8 protein-coding genes are annotated in these 20,326 nt (G+C 47.4%); 6 read left to right on the forward strand and 2 right to left on the reverse strand.

Annotated features, from left to right (window positions below; all coding sequences use genetic code 11):
- The first annotated feature begins 330 nt into the window (after positions 1–330).
- The 5 genes from IXB50_RS10675 to IXB50_RS10695 all read left to right on the forward strand — a co-directional run bounded on the left by IXB50_RS10675 (position 331) and on the right by IXB50_RS10695 (position 16,101).
- The gene (locus tag IXB50_RS10675; RefSeq protein WP_215608951.1) at positions 331–1,524 is read left to right on the forward strand and encodes a D-Ala-D-Ala carboxypeptidase family metallohydrolase; all 1,194 of its coding nucleotides are present in this window, start codon (positions 331–333) and stop codon (positions 1,522–1,524) included.
- Positions 1,525–1,642: 118 nt separating this feature from the next.
- Positions 1,643–6,154 carry a TIR domain-containing protein gene (locus IXB50_RS10680; RefSeq protein WP_215608952.1) on the forward strand — a complete coding sequence of 1,504 codons (4,512 nt, stop codon included), beginning with the start codon at positions 1,643–1,645 and terminating at the stop codon, positions 6,152–6,154.
- Between the two features lie 5 nt (positions 6,155–6,159).
- Positions 6,160–7,263, forward strand: coding sequence for a tetratricopeptide repeat protein (locus IXB50_RS10685; protein ID WP_215608953.1), 1,104 nt, complete (start codon positions 6,160–6,162; stop codon positions 7,261–7,263).
- A 288-nt stretch (positions 7,264–7,551) separates the two neighbouring features.
- Entirely contained in the window at positions 7,552–11,526 is a 3,975-nt protein-coding gene (locus tag IXB50_RS10690) for a CHAT domain-containing protein (RefSeq protein ID WP_215608954.1), read from the forward strand.
- A 348-nt stretch (positions 11,527–11,874) separates the two neighbouring features.
- A complete protein-coding gene (locus tag IXB50_RS10695; protein ID WP_215608955.1) occupies positions 11,875–16,101 on the forward strand; it encodes a TIR domain-containing protein in 4,227 nt (1,408 codons plus the stop codon).
- Positions 16,102–16,267: 166 nt separating this feature from the next.
- On the opposite strand, the gene IXB50_RS10700 is transcribed toward IXB50_RS10695, so the two are convergent.
- On the reverse strand, positions 16,268–18,421 hold the full coding sequence (locus tag IXB50_RS10700) for an NAD-binding protein (protein WP_215608956.1): 2,154 nt from the start codon (positions 18,419–18,421) through the stop codon (positions 16,268–16,270).
- A 414-nt stretch (positions 18,422–18,835) separates the two neighbouring features.
- Between IXB50_RS10700 and IXB50_RS10705 the strand changes: the two genes are divergently transcribed.
- Entirely contained in the window at positions 18,836–19,207 is a 372-nt protein-coding gene (locus IXB50_RS10705) for a hypothetical protein (RefSeq protein ID WP_215608957.1), read from the forward strand.
- Between the two features lie 99 nt (positions 19,208–19,306).
- On the opposite strand, the gene IXB50_RS10710 is transcribed toward IXB50_RS10705, so the two are convergent.
- Positions 19,307–20,095 carry a hypothetical protein gene (locus tag IXB50_RS10710; RefSeq protein WP_215608958.1) on the reverse strand — a complete coding sequence of 263 codons (789 nt, stop codon included), beginning with the start codon at positions 20,093–20,095 and terminating at the stop codon, positions 19,307–19,309.
- Positions 20,096–20,326 lie beyond the last annotated feature (231 nt).

A 20,326-nucleotide genomic window follows, 5' to 3' on the forward strand; every position in this document is an offset into this window, starting at 1 on the left:
TAAAAATTAACTTACGAACAATTTAACTTGATTATCTAGTTGGGAATACCATCGCTACAGTATAAATTCGATTGTTTGAGTAGGGATAAAGTTTTTATAAATGTTACTTGGTTTTGCTGTATCCGCAAAAGCTATGAAAAGTCGAAGTAAAGAAGCTTTTTGACGCTATAACTCTAGTTTGTTACGGGGCATCAGACGTAATGATTTGAAGAGCTTTGTAAAGAAATACTCATTGAATGGGTAGAAAGAACTAGTGAAATTGCTTAGTACGAATAGGGATTAATTTAATTTTGTTTATTTTTTGACAGATTGTTTCATACACAAACTTCCATGGATTTAACTCTAGAGAAACTTGAGGCAGTGTACAAGGCAGCGTTTGATAACTGTGCTCTGCAGCCAGAGATAGAGCCTACGGTTAGGGGGATTGTGGGGCGTATGGTGCAATTGCGATCGCACTACGAATCCGTCGAAAAAGTGATCGGTGTGCCCTGGTGGTTTGTCGGGATTTTGCACTACAGCGAATGGAACTTTCGGGAGCCAGAGCAGTTTGAGCGCCAGGTGACCGATATCTTGATTGCCAAAAGGTACCACCAGGCCAAGACCCGCACCATGGGCGCATTTTTATGGGGGTTTGATCTGTGGAATGGCTTTCAGTCGGGGGCTGGGAAAGAATCAACCTGGGTTTGGGGTGGCACCAATGTGCTAAAGCAAAAAACATCTCGTATTGGTGCCGCCGCCATCGTGCGCTATCTGCAGCTGCAGGAGCTGATCGATATGGGCAGTGCAAAAACCTCGACTGAGCTGCTGGTGCTGACGGACACCCTCTTTAAGCTTAGACCCGATCAGAGCTTCAAACTATCAGAGGCGGACAAGATTCGGGTATCCGCCGGGACCCGTTTGGAACTGCTTCGGGATGATCCCGATAAAGCTAACCATGTAAAAGTGCGCATTCCTGACGGGGTGCTGATGGGACAGGATGATCGCGTGGACTGGTATGTCTTTGCTCAGCATATTCAGTTAGAAGGGACTGAGCCTAATAACAAACCTAAGGATCCCCCCGCTGAGCCAGAAACAAAAATTGCAGAGAAAGATCGGGGGCGTCCGATTACGGTTCCCAAACTGGGTCAGGTATATCTGGGGGAACCTATTTTGGAAAATGGCCACTTTAGCTGGGCTGAAGCCACTAAAAACGGTAGTCGCATTCCTGTTGATGAGAACGTGGTCAATGGCATTCTTCAAATTGCTGAAGCCATGGAAGAGGTTAGAGAATATCTGGGTGGACGTCCCATTAGCGTAAATTCTTGGTACCGTGATCCTGCCTCCAATCGCAAAGCGGGTGGGGCTAGTCGTTCAAGACATCTATCTGGGGATGCTGTAGATTTTGTGGTACAGGGCATTTCTCCTCCAGAAGTTAATCGGAGGCTAGAGCCCTGGTGGGGAGATCGAGGTGGTATAGCTAGCGCATCAGTATTTACCCATATTGATGCCCGGGGATATCGGGCTCGATGGGACTATGGTTTCTAATCTGCTTCTAATCTGAGTTCTAGGACCAGATCTCAGTCTCGATTTAAACTGGGTATAGGTGGTATAGCTGGCTACATCACCAGCTAAAGCTGTGATTTAAACGGATCCTGGAAATCCTATGACATTACCATCTTCCTCCCTGCAGGATATTTTTATTTCCTACGGTAGGGCAGACAGTCGGTTGTTTGCCAGACAAGTCAAAGATTGTCTGGTAGAGGCGGGGTTATCAGTATGGTTTGATTTTGATGATATCCCCCTGGGAGTGGACTATCAGAACCAGATCAGTGACGGTATTGAGAAAGCGGATAACTTTCTTTTTATAATTTCTCCCCATTCTGTTAACTCGCCCTACTGCGCTAAAGAAATCGAGCTGGCGTTAGCTTTTAATAAGCGGATCATTCCGCTGCTGCACGTGGAGGAAATTAGCTATGAAGCCTGGCAACAAAGGAATCCTGATGCCAGTGAGTTTGGCTGGCAGTCTTTAAAAGAGAAAGGGGTCCACAGTAGTTTTCCGAATATGCACCCAGAAATTAGCAAGATAAACTGGGTATATTTTCGTGAAGGGGTTGATGACTTTGATGCAGGAATGACTGGACTAAAGACCATTCTGGCACGTCATAAATCCTATGTTCGTCAACATACGCAGCTGTTAGTTCAGGCTCTTACTTGGCAGCGTCAACAGCGCCAGCCCAGTCAGTTAATAACAGAGGATACTTTAGCTGAGGCCAATGTCTGGCTGAATACGCGTTTTAAGGAGGATCAGTCTCCTTGTCTCCCTACCGATCTGCACTGTGAATTTATTGCTGAGAGTTTAAAGGGTGCTAATGACCAGATGATTCAGATTTTCGTATCCTACAGCGAAGAGGATATTGCCATTCAAGAGAAGGTGCGTAAGCGCTTGATGCGGGAGGGATTTACAGTTTGGGTAAATACTGTGGATATTCCCACCACGACAGACTTTCAGCTGGCGATCAATCGTGGTATTGAGAAGGCCGATAATATTGTTTTTCTGCTGTCTCCTAGCTCCCTTGCGTCCCAGTATTGCCAACAAGAGCTGGCCTATGCTCGCCGTTACCACAAACGGATCATCCCATTGCTGGTGCGGTCAATGGATGTGGCGAAACTGCCGACTGACCTACGTATGGTTCAGTTTATTGATTTTTCTTCCCTGGCGTCTGAAATTCATTTTGACCGGGCGGTGGATGAACTGATCCGCATTCTACGTAGCTCAGCGGACTATGTGGATTTGCATAAACGTTTTTTGGTCAGGGCGTTGGTGTGGGAGCGTCAGGGGCGCGATCGCAAATTTCTACTCAGATCCAGTGACTTTACCATGGCCCAAACCTGGCTATCGGAGTCTAGTCCTGTGGGCAGTGAGCCCACCGACCTACACACAGCATTTATCAAAGCCAGTCAGGGGATCAACCAGTTTTACGATGCGTTTATCTCCTATGGTCGAGTCGATAGTAAAGCCTTTGCCACAGATCTTTGTCAACAACTGAATAACCAAGGGTTTCAGATTTGGTTCGATCAAAATGACATTCCCCTGGGGGTAGACTTTCAAGAGCAAATTAACGACGGTATTGAAAAAAGCCACAATTTTATATTTATAATTTCTCCCCACTCGGTTAATTCTCCTTACTGTGGCAAAGAAATCGCCCTAGCGCTGAAATATAACAAACGGATTATTCCCATCCTGCAGGTGGAAGAAATTGGCTACACCACCTGGAAAGAGCGTAACCCTGGTAGTAGTCCGGATCGGTGGAAAACCTATAAAGCTCAAGGGAAGCATTCTAGTTTTTTCAACATGCATCCCGACATTAGTAAGATCAATTGGCTTAATGCTCGAGCAGGAGTGGATGATCTAACGGCTGCTGTTAATGAACTTGTAACGCTCTGTCGTCACCACGGGGACTACGTCCAGCAGCATACTGAACTCTTGATCGGTGCCCTCGCCTGGGAACGCCACCAAAACCAGGCATCATACCTGTTGATGGGAGAAGATCGTTTAAGGGCTCAAACCTGGTTGTTGACTGAGTTTAGTGATGAACAACCACCCTGTAAGCCCAGCTTGCTACAGGCAAATTTTATTACGGAGAGTATTAAGACCGCTGATGGCGGCATGACTCAGGTGTTTATTTCCTATTCTGAAGAGGACTTAGCTTCCAAGGAAATTGTTCGCTATCACTTATTGCAAGCGGGGATCACCGTTTGGACCAATACGGTGGATATCCGTATGGGGGAAGATTTTGAGATGGCTATCCAGAGAGGCATTGAGGAAGCCGACAATGTTGTCTATCTAATTAGCCAGGCCTCGCTGGAATCAGAGTATTGTCAAATGGAGATTGACCAGGCGTTAGATCTCCACAAGCGCATTATTCCGATGCTGATAGAGGATGTGGATCTCACGCAGATACCTGACACGATCCGCAAATTACAGTTTATTAATTTGACAGATAATCAGGTATCTATCGACCTAGAGAAAGATTTAGCAGAGCTGCTGCGCAGCATCCGTCGAGATGCTCCCTACCACAACCAGCACAAACGTCTATTGGTGCGGGCGCTAAAATGGGAACGACAGAAATGCAATCCTAGTCTACTGCTACAGCGCCGCATGCAAGATACCTATTTTGCCTGGGCTCAAAATGCTAAAAATCGTACCCTTGGTGGTGCATTACCCTTGCAGCTGGCATTTCTAGAGGCTAGTCAGCAGCAGTCTCCCGATCAAACCTTGGGAGTATTTTTTATTCACCATATTGATGACTGTGATTTTTCCCAACGGCTCAATGACACCCTGTTGATTCAGGGGAAAAGTTGCTGGTTGTCTCCTGATGGGGCCGCTGGAGAGACAGAACGGTGGGACGATACCCAGCAATTGGTGGACAATGCTGAGAATGTTCTTTTTGTGTTGTCACCTAGTTCGGTGCGATGTGATGCCTGCATAGCTCAGCTGAGCTATGCCCAATCTCGTCAAAAGCGGGTTCTACCGGTGGTTTATCGAGATGTGGTGAAGTCTTCCATGCCAGAAGATATTAGCTCTCTTCCGTGGAGCGACTTTCGTCGTCATGGTGGTGATTTTTTGGTGAATTTTGGGGAGTTATTTCGTACCTTAGAGAGTGAGCCCTATCATGTGCGATCGCACACTCGTCTCTTGGTCAAAGCGGCTGAGTGGGATGCTGCCCAGCGAGATGATAGCTTTTTGCTACGGGGAAATGACCTGGCAGACTCAGAGCGTTGGCTACAGCAGACCAAAGATAAGGTACCGCCAGTCACAGATTTGCAGAAAACCTATATTAAGGCAAGCCAGGCATTGCCATTTAAAAAAATTAAGGCTCGCTATGTGGCTTTGGCCACGATGGCTACCACATTAGCCGTCTCTGCCATAAGCCTGTTTGGTGGTCTTCAATCGCTGGAAACTCGGGCCTACGATCAGTTTTTGCGGTGGCGTCCTAACGAAACTGAGCAGGATGAACGGTTGCTTATCGTTAAGGTGGATTCCCCTAGTGGAGAGTGGCTGCGGAAACAAATAATTGAGGGTCGCTATGAACCTGGAATTGGCACGATTCCTGAAGATGCTCTTTCTGAGGCGATTCGGGTGCTGAACAGCCATGATGCCCGTTTGATTGGTCTGGACGTTTTCCGTGATTTTCCGGCTCAAGGAGCCCTCAGTAATGATTTTGCTTGGACCGATAATCTGTTTGGTATTTGTCAGACAGCTAGTGATCAGGTAAGTGATATCGGCAATGACGGGATACCTTTACAACGCGTTGGGTTTGCAAACCTTTTACTGGATGGGGGCAAAATTGTTCGTCGTCATTATCTAACTCAGTGGGCGGCTGATGGTAGTCCTTGTGTTGCAGAAGAATCGTTTACTCTGTTATTAGCCAAAGCCTATCTTGAGTCTGAGGATATTGCTGTTGACATTATTGTCAACAGTGATCACCTTGGTGAGTATATTGAGTCAATTGTTTTAGGAGATGTAGTGCCGCCCGCTCTTAGCGGAGATGGTACTGCTTACCATACTGAGACCGGAGAATCAACTTGGAAAAATCTAGGCAGTCGAGATTGGAGTACCTTGGATGGGCGTCAGACTCTGCTTAACTTTTGGACCTTCCAGGATCCAAATACTCAAGAGAAAATAGGGGCTCGGCTCAAAGATTTTGCTCAGCAGGTTTCTCTTGAAGCTGTGATTAAGAATGAGGTGGATCCTGGACTGATTCGAGATCGCATTATACTGATTGGCTACACGGACTTTAGCGATCGCAACTCCGACGATTTCAACACTCCCTATGGTGATTCAGTGCCTGGGATTTATCTCCACGGACAAATGATTAGTCAATTGATCAATGCCGTTTTGGAGGAGCGACCTCTGATCCGCTGGTGGCCATTTGTAGGAGAAGTAGGCTGGGTTTTACTGTGGTCTGGTGTTGGCGGCTTTGTCTTTTGGCGATTTGTTAGGCCAGGGCCACTCCTGGCTGCCGGGTTTGGGGCAGTCGGATTATTGACGTTAGCTTGCTATGGTTTCATGGTGGGTCCAGTAATCTGGGTGCCTTGGGTACCAGCACTCGTCGGTTGGGGGATTACCGGCAGTGCAGTGGGCTATATGACCTATCGCTTACGTAAAGGGTGATTACCATGTTTCGATTTTTAGCAATGATACTGCCACGATTGCCCAAGTTATATAGAGTTGAGCATCACGTTTTACGTCATCCTGTTTTATGCCGTCGTTCCCATCGCCATCTTATTTTTGCCCTTGCCATTGGGGTGGGATTAGGTGTCGTAGAACCTGCTTTGAATCCACCTGCAGCAGAGGCTTGTTTTTTTTGGCAGGCCTGCGCCCGCTCGCGGGGACGGGCAACTAACACTCGTGCTGGAGGTAAACGCACTGGCCGCCTGATTGGTGGTAATGATGCATCTGTCCCCTATATAATCTCGCCTCGTAATGCTTGGATCCGGCGGCCAAATTCACACCAGCCCTACACAATTCGCTGGAATCCAGTAGAAGGCGCGCATCGCTATACTGTGAGGATCTGGCGTTGGACGTTAGAGCGGGATCGACCTGAGATGGCCCTATGGGAAGGGACAACAGTGGACAATACTCCTCACCTTGCGTTTCCACCACTGATACCTTTAGATCCTGGAAATTATTACTCCATTGAGGTTGTCACGGATACAGGCGTGTCTTCTGATTTAGATGAAGGATATTATGAATCTGGCTTTCAGTTACTCTTTGAAGAAGATTATGAAGAGTTAAGAGCCCAGCTCAATAATGTTGCACCTACGGGGTCTGACGGTTCTGCTATTGTTGATGAAAGTCCTACCCAAGAAGTTACCTTAGCCAGGGCTGGAGTCTTCTTTCTAGAGGAGATGTATGCTGATGCGTTAATCATTTTACAGTCGTTGGCCGATAGCCCCGCAGCTAGTGACTTGGTGTATACCGCCTTAGGGGATACCTACAGTCAAACCGGTCTCAATCAGCTTGCCATTGAGGCCTATAGCCAGGCGTTAGCCTTAGCTGTAGCCAATGCTGATACCCTTAGTGAAGCGATTATTCGAGTCAATTTGGCTGATGTCTACGCTACTCTGGGGTTATTTGACAATACTCTCCAACATCTTCGCCAAGCCCGCGATGCTTATGAACAAATTGGAGAAGATAGAGAAATTGCCAGATTAGACCGTCGGATTGAGTTAATCTCCACCCGGTTAGTGAGACAGGACCAAGAAGAGGTTACCCCTTAACGTTCATTAGTAATTGACTCTAGGGGAAGGCGCTGTTCAAGATTTTAGCCATCCCCATGATTGGGCAGCGTTTAGTGTGATTGGTCGTCCATGGTAGAGAATTATGTAGAGACGTATATTAACGTTCGGCATAGGGGGCATTTATGAAAGAACCATTGTTCACTGTTTATAGTGGAACCTAGGTTCGTTTTTATCTAGTTCCTCCACTAGTGCTCATTCATGATTTGTCTATTCAATCGTCATTATGCTTTGCCTTTTTTGATCGGCTTGTTTGGGCCTGTTGCAGTTGTGGCAGCAGCTCAAGCTCAGTCAATTACGTCAGCGGACACCGTCACCAGTGTTCAGCAAAATGGCACCCAATTCCAAATCGATGGGGGTAATTTATCGGGGGATAGCACTACCCTTTTCCATAGCTTTGACCAGTTTGGTTTACTCACCGGAGAGTCTGTCCAATTTGCTAACCCTGTTACGGTTGAGAATATTGTCGGTCGGGTAATCGGTGGCGATGCCTCGATCATTGATGGTGGACTGGGTGTAAATGGCGATGCCAATCTTTATTTGCTCAATCCAGCCGGGATATTTCTAGGAGAGAATACCCAGCTTAATCTGGGTGGTTCCTTCTCAGCTTCAACAGCAACCGGGCTGATCTTTGGCGAAGAACTGTTAGATGTCTTGGGTACCAATGACTATACGCGTTTGACGGGTACCCCCACTGGCTATGGGTTTGACCATGAGCAAGCAAGCGCAGTGGTGAATACGGGGGATTTGTCGGTTGGGTCAGGGCAGGCCTTGACTCTGCTAGGGGGACAGGTGATCAACACAGGGCCGCTATCGGCACCTGGGGGTGAGGTTTTAGTGATGGCTGTTCCTGGCAAAAATCGAGTCCGGCTCAGCCAAACGGGTTCATTGCTGGATCTAGAACTGGAAACGTTATCGGTAGAGGCAGCTCAGCCGGTATCTGCATTCACAGTTGCAACCATACCGACGTTGTTGACTGGGGCCAGCGCTCTGGGCATGGCGACCGATATTACCGTTCATCTTGACGGTACCGTTAGTTTGTCTGGATCTTCCCTTCAGGTGCCTCTAGATAGCAACACCGTTGTTGTGAGCGGTCAGCTAGATGCTGATAGTGGCAATATTGGTGTGTTCGGTGACCAGATTGCCCTAATCGGTACCAATGTGGATGCGTCAGGAGATATTGGTGGCGGCACAGTACTGATTGGGGGAGACGAATCAGGTGCTGGCAGCGTTCCCAATGCTACTGCAACTGTGATTGACGAGACGTCTATCGTTCGAGCCGATGCCCGAGACAATGGCAATGGTGGCAAGATAGTTGCCTGGGGAACGAACTTGCTGAGTTCGGCGGGGCAGTTATTTGCTCGTGGTGGTGCTAACGGTGGTGATGGTGGCTTTATTGAAACCAGTAGCCTAGGTCAGCTGAATGTTGCCATTGCCCCCGATATTTCTGCAGTCAATGGTTTGGGTGGTTTGTGGTTATTGGATCCTCCCAACATTCGGATTGTTGAAGGTAATGTTGTTATCAACATTAGTGGGGTTAATCCTTTTGATGCCAGTGGTTTTGGCGCGGATGAGTCCCTTCTGGGTGTAGATCTTATTCTCAATGCCTTGGCCGATGGCGGCAACGTTGAAGTAAGGACAATGGGGGATACACCTGGCGATGGCAACATTACCCTGGAAACGCCCCTGGACTACGACACCACCAATGGTACGCTCAATCTTTTGGCCGAGGGCGAAATCAATATTTTAGAAGATATCTTTGATAGCTCTGACGAAATCGACTTCATTTCAGAAGAGGGAGAATTTTCATTTCTGCCGTCAGATTCTATCAATCTTAACCTCACAGCAAATGGTCAGATTACCGTTGAAGGCAGCATCCTTACCCAGGGTGGTCAGGTTTCTATCATTAGTAACCAAGCAGGTGTAAATGCTGTTGACATAAACACAGGTGGTATCGATGTAGAAGGAAATGTTGTATCTGGAGAGATCACCATTCAGGCTAATGACAATATTTTTGTGGCCGATGGGTTATTTACCGCTGGTGATGATATTTTGCTAGAAACCCAGCAGGGCTCCATTAACTTTGCCGCGCAGGAAGAATCCATAGAAGTGCTCCCCAGTATTAGTAGCTTTGGAGGAGATATTACACTGACGGCTTTGCAAGGCTCGGTAGATGTGGCCGAGTTTATTTCGACAAGCCCTTTCGAGGTGGTGAGTGCTGCTGCTGGTGATGTTACTGTTGAGTCACAAGACTTTATCTCCGTGGATGGAATATTGGCTAATGCATTTAATGTTGACGGTGGTCAGGTGACTCTCAAGTCTCAAGGCGATGTTGTTTTTAGTTTTATTAACACCATTAGTGAGACTGAAGCAGGGGGAGATGTCATTGTTGAATCTAGCCTTGGCAATGTCCGGGGGACAGATGTCATTTCTTTTGTACCTCCCAGTGGTTCATCGGAGCCTGGAGGGGAGATTATTGAACCTTTTCCTGAGGGAGAGGATTTGGAAGTGATTGTTCCAGAACCAGAAATAATTGTTTTAGATCCAGAAGAACTCAGTGCGACAATTGTAACTGATGGATTTGCCTCAGATGGGACTATCACGATTACCCATGGGGGCGGCAATAGGATTCCATTTGATATTGGCGATGCTACTGTTAACGGTACGGCAGGCTCGCTGACTACCGGTACCACCACATTAGAAGATGGCAATCCTAATGAGCCATTTTTGGGCAGTTTTGATGCTGGTGATATTCAGATCATCACAACTGATGATCCTCCAGTCGTAGAGCCTCCAGTCGTAGAGCCCCCAGTCGTAGAGCCTCCAGTCGTAGAGCCTCCAGTCGTAGAGCCTCCCGAGATTGACCCGTGCGTTACTGACTGTCAGGCAGATGTAAATCTGCCCCATGATGAACGAGACCCAGGCGGCGGCGTTAATACGTTATTAACGCCTGAAGTTTTAATAAAACGTTTTGAAGAAAAAATTACTTCAGACGTTGCCAACCATTTAAAATCAAGCCTGGCTGAGGGTGACAGTTTGTCGATGTTCAATGGTCAAGGGGGAGCGGCAGCAGACTTATCCACCGCTCGGGCCAATCTTCGTAAGGTCCAGGGACAAACGGGCAAACGTCCAGCCCTAATTTATGCTGTGTTTGGAGCCAGTGATAGCCCTGCAGATGCAGCGAATATTTTACAGACCAGCACAGCGTCAGATCCGTTAGAACTGTTATTGGTTACAGCGGAAGGAGAACCTCACTATGTACAACTCTCTGCTACGCGAAGAGAAGTCCTCAAATTAGCTCAACGATTTCGTCGTCAGGTGACTACACCGACTCGCATCAATACCAAGACATATCTACAGCCAGGCCAAGGGCTGTATAAATTGTTGATTGAGCCTTTAGAAGCTGAGCTTAAAGCACAAAATATTGACACGATCAGTTTTATTACTGATACGGGTTTGCGGTCTATCCCCTTAGCAGCGCTTCATGATGGGCAGAATTTCATTATCCAAAACTATAATATTGGGCTCATGCCTAGTCTGAGTCTGACAGACTTGACCTATCAAGATCTCAATAATGTCAGTGCCTTAGTGGCTGGGGCTTCTACGTTTGCTAATCAGGCTCCTCTCCCAGGGGTGTCGATTGAGATCGATGCGATCGCATCTGAACGGCCTAGCAAAGTTTTAAAGGACGATGCATTTAGTCTAGATATGCTCAAGAATGAGCGACAACAAATCCCCTATGGCATCATTCACCTCGCTACCCATGGGGAGTTTAATGTCGGTGACTTATCCCAGTCCTACCTTTACTTGCATGACGAAAGACTAAGGCTAGACCAGCTGCGTACCATTGGCCTAAACCGACCGACTGTAGAGCTGATCACCTTGAGTGCTTGCCAAACCGCCTTAGGTAATCGCTCAGCTGAACTCGGTTTTGCAGGCTTTGCAGTGCTTGCTGGAGCCAAAACCTCCATCGCTAGTTTGTGGAATGTTAATGATGAAGCCTCAGCCGGATTCATGATTGAGTTTTATCGGCAGCTGCAAGAAAATCAACCCATTATCAAAGCTGAAGCGCTGCGTCAAGCTCAGTTAGCCATGCTACGGGGCGATATTTCTATAGAAGACGATCAGCTGAAAGGTCTGGCCGAGTCTCACCAGCTGCCTGACGAACTTGCAATTGAAGGTCGGGCCGACTTTCGGCATCCTTATTATTGGGCTGCATTTAGTTTGGTGGGCAGTCCCTGGTAGGTAGGTAGACTTACTCTTGGCATTGCTGATTCTCAGTAAGAATTAATCTTTGAGATGTAAGAAATAGTAATTACTACGGATGATTTCGTTTCCTCATGCTGCATCCCCTAAATCAGTCGTGGCAATGTCTGTACTGATTGAAAGACATTGGTGAAGAGACGTGATCTGTCAGGATATTTTTGCTTCATTTTTATTAAATCCCGTTAGGGATTTATCAAATCAAGTTTCATTTTTTCCTGAGCGCGCTATTAATGTAAAAAGCGGCACTTATGCCGGGGAACGATATGACTACGGCACATCAGCATGCCTTACTGCTGAGTGGGTGGATTTTGAGTTGGTTTTAATTTCATGACATCAGACTCATTTGCTTTACAGGATGCATTTATCTCTTACGGTAGGGCCGATAGCAAAGCATTTGCTAGCAAGCTAAATGCTTGCCTCCTTGAACAAAATCTTGACGTTTGGTTTGATTTTGATGACATTCCTTTGGGTGTGGATTATCAAAATCAAATTGACGATGGTATTGAGCGTAGCAAGAACTTTCTGTTTGTTATTGCCCCTCACTCGGTCAACTCACCCTATTGTCGCTTAGAGGTGGAGCATGCTCTGCGTCTGGGAAAACGCATTATCCCACTGCTCCATGTGGAAAGCATTGATCGTGAGACCTGGCAAACGCGCAATCCCAATGGTACAGAAGCAGATTGGCAAAACTATCAGGCCAAAGGCTTGCATTCCAGCTTTCCCAATATGCATCCCATTATTAGCAAAATAAACTGGGTGTATTTTCGGGAAGGAATTGATGATTTTCAATCCTCGCTACAGGGACTACTGGATATCTTTGAGCGGCAACAAGACTATGTCCATGACCATACAACTATTCTGGCGAAAGCCTTAGCCTGGAAACGCCATCAAAAACAGGTTCAATATCTGCTCCTGGGACAAAGCCGTCAGCAGGCTGAACGTTGGCTCTCACGTAAATTTGACAGCTTAGATCAGGCTCCTTGTCAGCCCACGGAGCTTCAGTGTGAATTTATCTGTGAAAGTATCAAAAATGCTAACGGTCTAATGACCGATGTGTTTCTGTCTTATTCTGAAAAGGACAGGGCACTGATGGATCGGCTGCGCCAGGCATTGAGGCGAGAAGGATTGACTACCTGGATTAACCGCACTGATATTAAAGTGGGGGTGGATTTTGGGGCGGCGATTAATAAGGGGATTGAGGAAGCCAGTCGGATGGTTTACCTGATTTCACCGGATTCTCTCGCTTCAAAATACTGCCAGCAGGAACTGGACTATGCTCGGCAGCTAAATAAGCAGATTATTCCGCTATTAATGCGTCAGGTTGATTTGGATCAGGTCTCTGACGATTTGCGAGCGATTCAGTTTATTAACTTTGTCAATAAAGATGACCATGATGGCAGTGCCTACCGTGGAGATGTAGATAAGTTGGTGAAGCTGCTCCAAGAGGACAGTGATTACTATCATCAGCACAAGCAGTTGCTTGTCAAGGCCCTTAAATGGGAGCGTAATGAGAAAAACTCCAGTTTGTTGTTACGGGGCCATAATCTGCGCTCTGCTGAGGCCTGGCTAAAACTAGCCCGGAAACATGGCAAACAGAGAGTTCTACCACTACAAGAAGACTTTATTCAGGAGAGTCTGCGTCAGCCCCCCGATCAGTCTATTGACGTCTTTATTTCTTACTCCAGGGCCGATGCTGACTTTGCCCGTCAGCTCAATGAGGAGCTTCAGGTACATGGGAAAACCACCTGGTTTGATCAAGAAAGTATCGCGGCTGGGGCCGCTAACTTCCAAGCCGAAATTTTTAATGGAATTGAGAGTGCCGATCACTTTCTCTTTGTGATTTCTCCTAATGCTATTCAATCACCTTATTGTGCTGAGGAAGTTGAATATGCCCATAGCCTAAACAAACGGATGCTGACGGTGCTGTACCGGCCTGTGGATACTAAGGAGTTGCCCCCTGCCTTGGCGTCAGTGCAGTGGATTGATTTCAAGGGCAAGCAGAAAAATTTTAAGACGAATTTAAGTACCTTGTTACGGGCTCTGGAGAATGATCCAGCCTATTTGCGATTTCATACACGCTTGTTGGTGCAATCTCTAGAGTGGGATCAGCAGGACCGTGATGAAAGTCTTCTATTGAGGGGGAAAGCTCGTCGTGAAACGGAAACCTGGCTGCTGGAGGCTGAAGGGAAAACGCCTCAGCCAACAAGATTACAACAAGATTTTGTAACAGCTTCGGCGGCTGAAGAAATTAAGCGGCAGCGTTCTGCCATTCGGTTGCAGCGGATTGGTATTGGTGTGATTAGTCTGGTGTCTTTGGCTGCGATCGCGCTCGGTATTTTTGCCAATCAATTAAGATTAAAGGCTGACAGAGCTCAAGTTAAAGCAGAAACTGCCCAAAAAGAAGCCGAATCCCAACAGATTTTGGCTCAGATGGAGACTTCTGAAGCCTTATTTAGTTCTCATCAGCCCTTTGAGGCACTGTTAGAAGCCATGCATGCGGGCATTGCCCTGAAAAAACGTCAGCCTGCCGAGCCAGATCAAGCATTACCCAATGCCAAAGTATTAACCGCCCTGCAACAGGCAATCTTTTGGGTGAGAGAACGCAATCGGCTAGACGGCCACGATGGCATTATCTGGGATACCACGGTGAGTGACAATGGCCAGATGATTGCATCCGCCAGTGCTGATGGCTCGGCACGAATTTGGAGTCCAGATGGTAAAGAGCTTGATCGATTTAATGTTGAGAACACACAAGTTCTAAGTGTGGCCTTTAGCCCTGATGGGAAAAAACTAGCCCTGGGGCTAGAAAATAGCAACATTCAGCTTTGGCAATTGGGGCAAGACCGCCGCTTATTAGCCACTATGGAATTTCATACAGGGCCAATTACATCATTGGCGTTCTCCCCCAATGGGAAAAAATTAGCATCTGCCAGTGAAGATAAAACCGTCCGTCTTTGGCAACAGGATGGCACCCCCTTAAGCGAGCTAACTGACCATATTGCCTCTGTACGCTCCGTTACCTTCAGTCCCGATGGACAGATTCTGGCTTCGGCAGCAGACGATCGCACCATTCGTCTATACAACCCAGACGGGAAAATATTAAGAACGTTGCGGGGGCATAATGCTCAGGTCAAGGGCATTGCCTTTAGCCCAGATAGCTCTATGCTGGCTTCCGCTAGCTGGGATGAGACCATTCGGATATGGAGTAGTCGCACGGGGCAACTGATTCGAGACATTCGAGGCCACAATGCACTGGTTTACGATGTCAGCTTTAGTCCGGATGGTAAATATCTAGCCTCCGGCAGCTGGGATAAAACTGTCAGAACCTGGACCTTGGAAGGAGAGCCTATCTCTACCGTCTTTGGACACACGGCCCAGGTCCACAGTGTGAATTTTAATCCAGAGAGTGGATTGCTCGTGTCCGGTGGTGGCGATCGCACCATTCGCATTTGGGAATTGGCTCGCCCTCTGATTAACTCCTTGAGAGACCATCAGGCCAACGTTTACAGTGTTGTTTTTTCTCCTGATGATCAGGTCATCGCCTCAGCAGGCGCTGATAAAAATATTCGTCTGTGGAATCAAAACGGTACCCTGATCAAGGTTTTAGATGATCATAGTGATGTCGTCTGGAAAGTCGACTATAGCCCAGATGGCAAGATTCTGGCCTCGGCGAGTTCTGACTACACAGCAAAACTTTGGGACCGTAATGGCAACTTGTTAGCTAGCTTAGACGATCACGAAGGACCGGTGTACGCATTAGCCTTTAGCCAGGACGGTCAATTGATTGCCACGGGAGCGGCCGATCGTAGCATTCATATTTGGCGACGGGATGGAACATTAGTCACCAAAATTGTTGATTTGCCTAAAGATGTCTTGAGTATTGCCTTTAGCCCTGACGGTAAAACCTTAGCGACTGCCGGCTGGGATCATTTTGTCAGTTTGTGGAATATAGATGGAAAACTTCCACAGCCGGGAGAAGAGTTGTATGAAATTATTTATGATCCTGATAACAAAATTATTCCTCGGGATAGTGCTGAAGGACAATCCCCCAAGAAATTAGAAGGGCATCAAGGATGGATCCACGAGGTAGTCTATAGTCCCGATGGTCAAACCATTGCTACAGCCAGTGCTGACGGTACAGCCAAGCTCTGGAGTACGGCAGGAGAAGAACTCAAAACCCTGGAGGGACATCAGGATGGTGTTGTGACTATTCAATTTAGTCATGACAATGAGCTAATTGCCACTGGTAGCTACGATCACACCGTAAACCTGTGGGCCGCCTCGGACGGTAACCTGCTAACAACATTGCGGGGCCATGAGGACCGGGTAACAAATCTCAGTATTAGTAGCGATAAAAGCCGACTAGCGACCGTTGGAGAAGATGATCGATTATTGCTATGGGAGCTGGATATTCAAGGAGGGCAAACGCAGCTACTGACTAAATTGCTAGATAAAAGCTGTATCTGGTTAGAGGATTACTTACAAAACCATCATCGGACGAAGATCGACGACAATCTCAAAGACATTCACAATTACTGTAGTCCGTCATCTTAGTGAAGGTTCGAGCTTAGTCAAATAATGTCTTATACGAAATCCTGACTGATAGCCCCCGATATCGAAGGGCACCCACAAGGGGATGCCCCTACAGAATGGTCCATTTTGAATCGGGGTTGAGGAATTCGGATTTGATATCGTTCACAAGTGTCAATACTCAGCAGTCTTATCTCAAGGGTGACAGTCGAATAGGCACAAATCGCTTTAACTCTTGCATGAGGCGATGGGCCTGATAGTCATAGAGGGCTAGTTGGAGGGAATTGGGGAGGGTTTTCATCAGCCGACGACAGTGCTCCAGGTCTACATTGGATAGTTTGGCTAAGACACTACCGGCCTCTGACAACATATTGGGATTGAGGGGCGCATCCACTTCCAGCAGCCATTGTCGTGGTGGCGTCATCTCTCCCCGCTCGATTCGGCGTAATCCATTGATGGAAGAGAGCACATAAAGTTTGTCTCGAAGATGTACCCGTAAATCATCAGAGGGCATCGGATAGTTGTGGTACTGTCGATTGGGTTGACACTGGCGCAACAAAATAGGCACGACTCCATAGCCATAGGCGATCTCTGCCAGGGGCTTGCCGTTGAGGGTGTCTCCATGTTCGATGGTGTATTCCGTAATCAGAATCGTCTGGTGGTTAAGGCGAAATAGTCCCAGAATGTTTTCTCCAAAGGCAGCTCCAGCAAAGGCTTCTGCCGATAGGGCATAGACGGAAAACGAACGAGCCTGGGGTAAAAACGATTTGATATTATCGCTAAACAGCTGGCTGAGGGTACGAATGACGGGGGTAAAGGGGCGATCTTCGCTTTCTAAGGCTTCTGCTGCAATTAGGGCGACTTCCAGGTTGAGGACGGGGTCATCGGTGACGGCAATGACGCTACGGGCGGTGGAGAGATTGGCCGCTTGTAACTGTTGCAACATGGGGCCTTCCAACAGCGGGATTTGATTGCGCAGGGCCGGATTGTCCAAATTATGGGTGATGGCTACCAGGGGTTGACGCAGATCTTTCAAAATCCGGGTCACACGCTTACCCACTCGACCCAGACCTACCACAATCACATGGTTTGCTTTGGGCAATTTGGGACGACGCTGTAGAAATTCGAACCGGGAGCTGAGCAGCTGATCGGCTAGTAAACCTAAGACACCGATCACCATGAGCAAACTGGTGGTGGCAATCATCAAACAGGCGATCAACACCCAGCCGGGGGCTCCACTGTCTTCAAATCCACCAAAGACATCTCCGTAGCCACCAAGGATGAGGACAGCACCCAGTGCAATGGCCTGGGTCCAGCTGATATCGATGATATTAAATTTAAGCAGGAAGGTGCCGGTGGTCCAGAGAATGAGGGCGGTGGTAAGTGCGATCGCAACCACCCGTCGTAATGACTGCTGTTCCGAACTCCGCCAAAAATTCCATAGTCGTCGTCGCCACTCACCATCAAGGACATCCCCAATCCCCTGACGTAGCTTATGCCATGGACCGGGGCGTTTAGGTATATTGATAATCTGGCTAGGGGTAAGCGTCTTCACCTCTACATAAGCAACCTGGTCACCCGCCTGCACCCGCACGTGGGGCTGCCAGCGATGAAACATCGATGATGCCGTCGTGGCCCAGCCAATGGGTTGATGCGGATTACTAAAAGGTTTTAGATTGAGCAGTCGTGTATGCTGCCGATGCAGTTGATGCACTGGCATTTTGCAATACTGAGGATCCTGAACGGAAATTTGCCGCTCCACTACCCGAAACTGAAACGTATCAATATTAAATACACTCAGGGTATTGTCCTCTAACCCTGCTAGGGCAAAGGTCATCGCCGGTAGCTCGGTGGCATCCAGCGCCACAAATTGCCCCAGCTGACGGCTTAGCAACCGATTTAATCCCTGACGTGATGACCGTACAACAATGTGCACTTTAGGATTTAATCGTCGCACCGCAATCGCCGTTTGCACATTGATGCTTTCATCGCTGGTGACGATCAGCACCGTACGGCATCGTTCAATCCCTGCCTTTTGCAATATATGATCACGGCGACAGTCCCCCACAATGGGCGGTTGACTTAGCATATTGGGTAGTTCTTCTAATTCCCACTCAGTTACCGGTACTCGATCAATACCGGCAATCTGTACCTCGAAAGAATCAAGACTAAACTTAGTCAGATTGACAATAATCTGCTGTCCCAAGCTGCCTAAGCCACAGACAATGAAGTGATCCTGATGTACTTCCGCCGAAGGCGATAAATCGGGAATATAGGTTACAGGATTGAGATTGCTGTCATCACCCGCCATGGACTGTCCAATATACTTACAGGGTTCAGTCATTATGAACTATTGACGTGGCACTTTTTTGGCAAAATTTCCTGAAAATCTACAATCCTCTCATGCGGCTCACTTAAGCGACAAAACAGATTGTGAGATTAAATATGTAGTATCAATAGACACTATAGCTTCTGGACTACCCGCGATTGCCATTTGAAAATCCACTGGTTATATTGTTTCTGGCTTAGGAAGTTCAGCGAAATTTAAACATCGTTCATCTGAACTTTATAAACTAAGTTTTACCCCCGTGTTCTCTATTGCTAGTCGTTTCAACTCCCTTGGGAGAATTCATTAGAGCGGAAAATCTTCAGTAATTCTACCTTCGTTGTTGCCAGGTTTTAGTAAATCAGCAACGCACTCATTTTATTAATAATCAATATCAGGGTCATCACCGCAGTCCTTTAGGTGGTGAAGACCATGGAGCATGTTAAACAAACAATACGTCGTCTATTACAAGAGACTCTAACCATAGCTCAAAAGTTACCTGTGGCCAGGCGTCAGCAATATATTCGACGAAGCCTGGAGAATATTCAAGACTACTGTGCTACCTATGAGAAAAATTTTATTGTTCGTGAGATCACGATCAACTGTAATCAGTACGAGCTAGGCGGTAGTCAATATCACTTTGCCACATTGTTTCGTGGCCCTAACGAAGATGCTTCGGTGGCTATTTGTATTACTGAACAGGGCTCTTTGCTCCACCGTAACGATAGCCCTTGGAAGGTTTATTGTAATGCTGGTGATGTCAATCCAGTCCAGCCTGCATTAGCGGTTAAAAGTACAAGGTAATTTCTTTTAACGTAGAGTCGTTCCATGGAACGACTCTACGTTGTTTTGGATCCTATGAACCCTGATTCCTAACGTTCTCTCCTGTCTTTTGATATCTGCCTAAAAATCAACACTATCCGCGTAGACTAGCTTTGTCGCGGCTCGCTGTTCAAACAGGAGATACTCTTCCATGATGCTCCAGAAAAAGGCCCGGAGAGTTTTGCGTCGAGTGGTAGCTGGTAGCTGGTACTCAAAGGGAGAGTCGCAGGGTTTGAGCTTGGCGAGATGGTTTTCACAGCCACAGCCATGCTCAATAAAATAGCCATGGCGACTGGAAATACTGTCGATCAGCCGTCGTAACATCGATACATAGCCCCCGTGTAAAATGGCGTCAAACTGTCGGGCAACGCCTAGATCTTGTTCACTAAAACGGAAGGAGCGAATTTCAAATAAATTGTCTCGCTGTAGCGGATGTAAAAATGTCCAATAAAATGTAGCGGGGACATCGTAGCCCAGCTCCTCAAACAATTCACTGACCGTATCGATCAGAGCCATACGTTCTGGGGTTTGGGATGAACTTACCTGGCGACGAATCTCGTTAAAGTTTGGATAACTTTCGGGTAGAAAAGCCTTGCCATAGTGTTCGACAGCTTCATAGGCTAGCTGGCCATTTCCTTCACAGTAGGCGTTTTTGAGATGGGCTGCTTCTGGGCGCTCGCAAAAGAGCACATTGCCCTGCTGGTGTTTAGCCAAAAATACCTGGGCCATGGCCGTATATACCTTGGGTTCACTCATCCAGTTTCCGGTGGCGATGCGCTGCCAGCTAGCGGGCATGGCGTCGAGGGGGACAGCGGGCTCGCCTTGAATAGTGGTCAGAGTCTGAGCGGGGGCGGTTGGAGTGAAAACCATAGAATGTGTGTTCCTTGGAGGTAAATGCTTAGGGCGAAAAAAATACCCTATTAATGGCCGAGGATATAGCAAATTTGTATAAATTCACTTCCTCCCCTAACCAATACTTTCTTGGAGTTGAGGAGGAGACGGTGGAGGCAGGCCTTTTCGACCTTGAGCAATCACCTCAGCAATGTATGGCCAAGGATTCACCTTTCGCAATCGACAAGTTTCAATCACGCTCAATAGAGA

This window comes from Leptothoe spongobia TAU-MAC 1115 (genome assembly GCF_018739885.1).
In the GTDB taxonomy this organism is placed as follows: domain Bacteria; phylum Cyanobacteriota; class Cyanobacteriia; order Phormidesmidales; family Phormidesmidaceae; genus Leptothoe; species Leptothoe spongobia.

Excerpts from the sequence above, each read along its gene's own strand:
- IXB50_RS10675 (WP_215608951.1), top strand. The coding sequence starts at position 331 with ATGGATTTAACTCTAGAGAAACTTGAGGCAGTGTACAAGGCAGCGTTT.
- IXB50_RS10680 (WP_215608952.1), top strand. The coding sequence starts at position 1,643 with ATGACATTACCATCTTCCTCCCTGCAGGATATTTTTATTTCCTACGGT.
- IXB50_RS10685 (WP_215608953.1), top strand. The coding sequence starts at position 6,160 with ATGTTTCGATTTTTAGCAATGATACTGCCACGATTGCCCAAGTTATAT.
- IXB50_RS10695 (WP_215608955.1), top strand. The coding sequence starts at position 11,875 with ATGACATCAGACTCATTTGCTTTACAGGATGCATTTATCTCTTACGGT.
- IXB50_RS10700 (WP_215608956.1), bottom strand. The coding sequence starts at position 18,421 with ATGACTGAACCCTGTAAGTATATTGGACAGTCCATGGCGGGTGATGAC.
- IXB50_RS10705 (WP_215608957.1), top strand. The coding sequence starts at position 18,836 with ATGGAGCATGTTAAACAAACAATACGTCGTCTATTACAAGAGACTCTA.
- IXB50_RS10710 (WP_215608958.1), bottom strand. The coding sequence starts at position 20,095 with ATGGTTTTCACTCCAACCGCCCCCGCTCAGACTCTGACCACTATTCAA.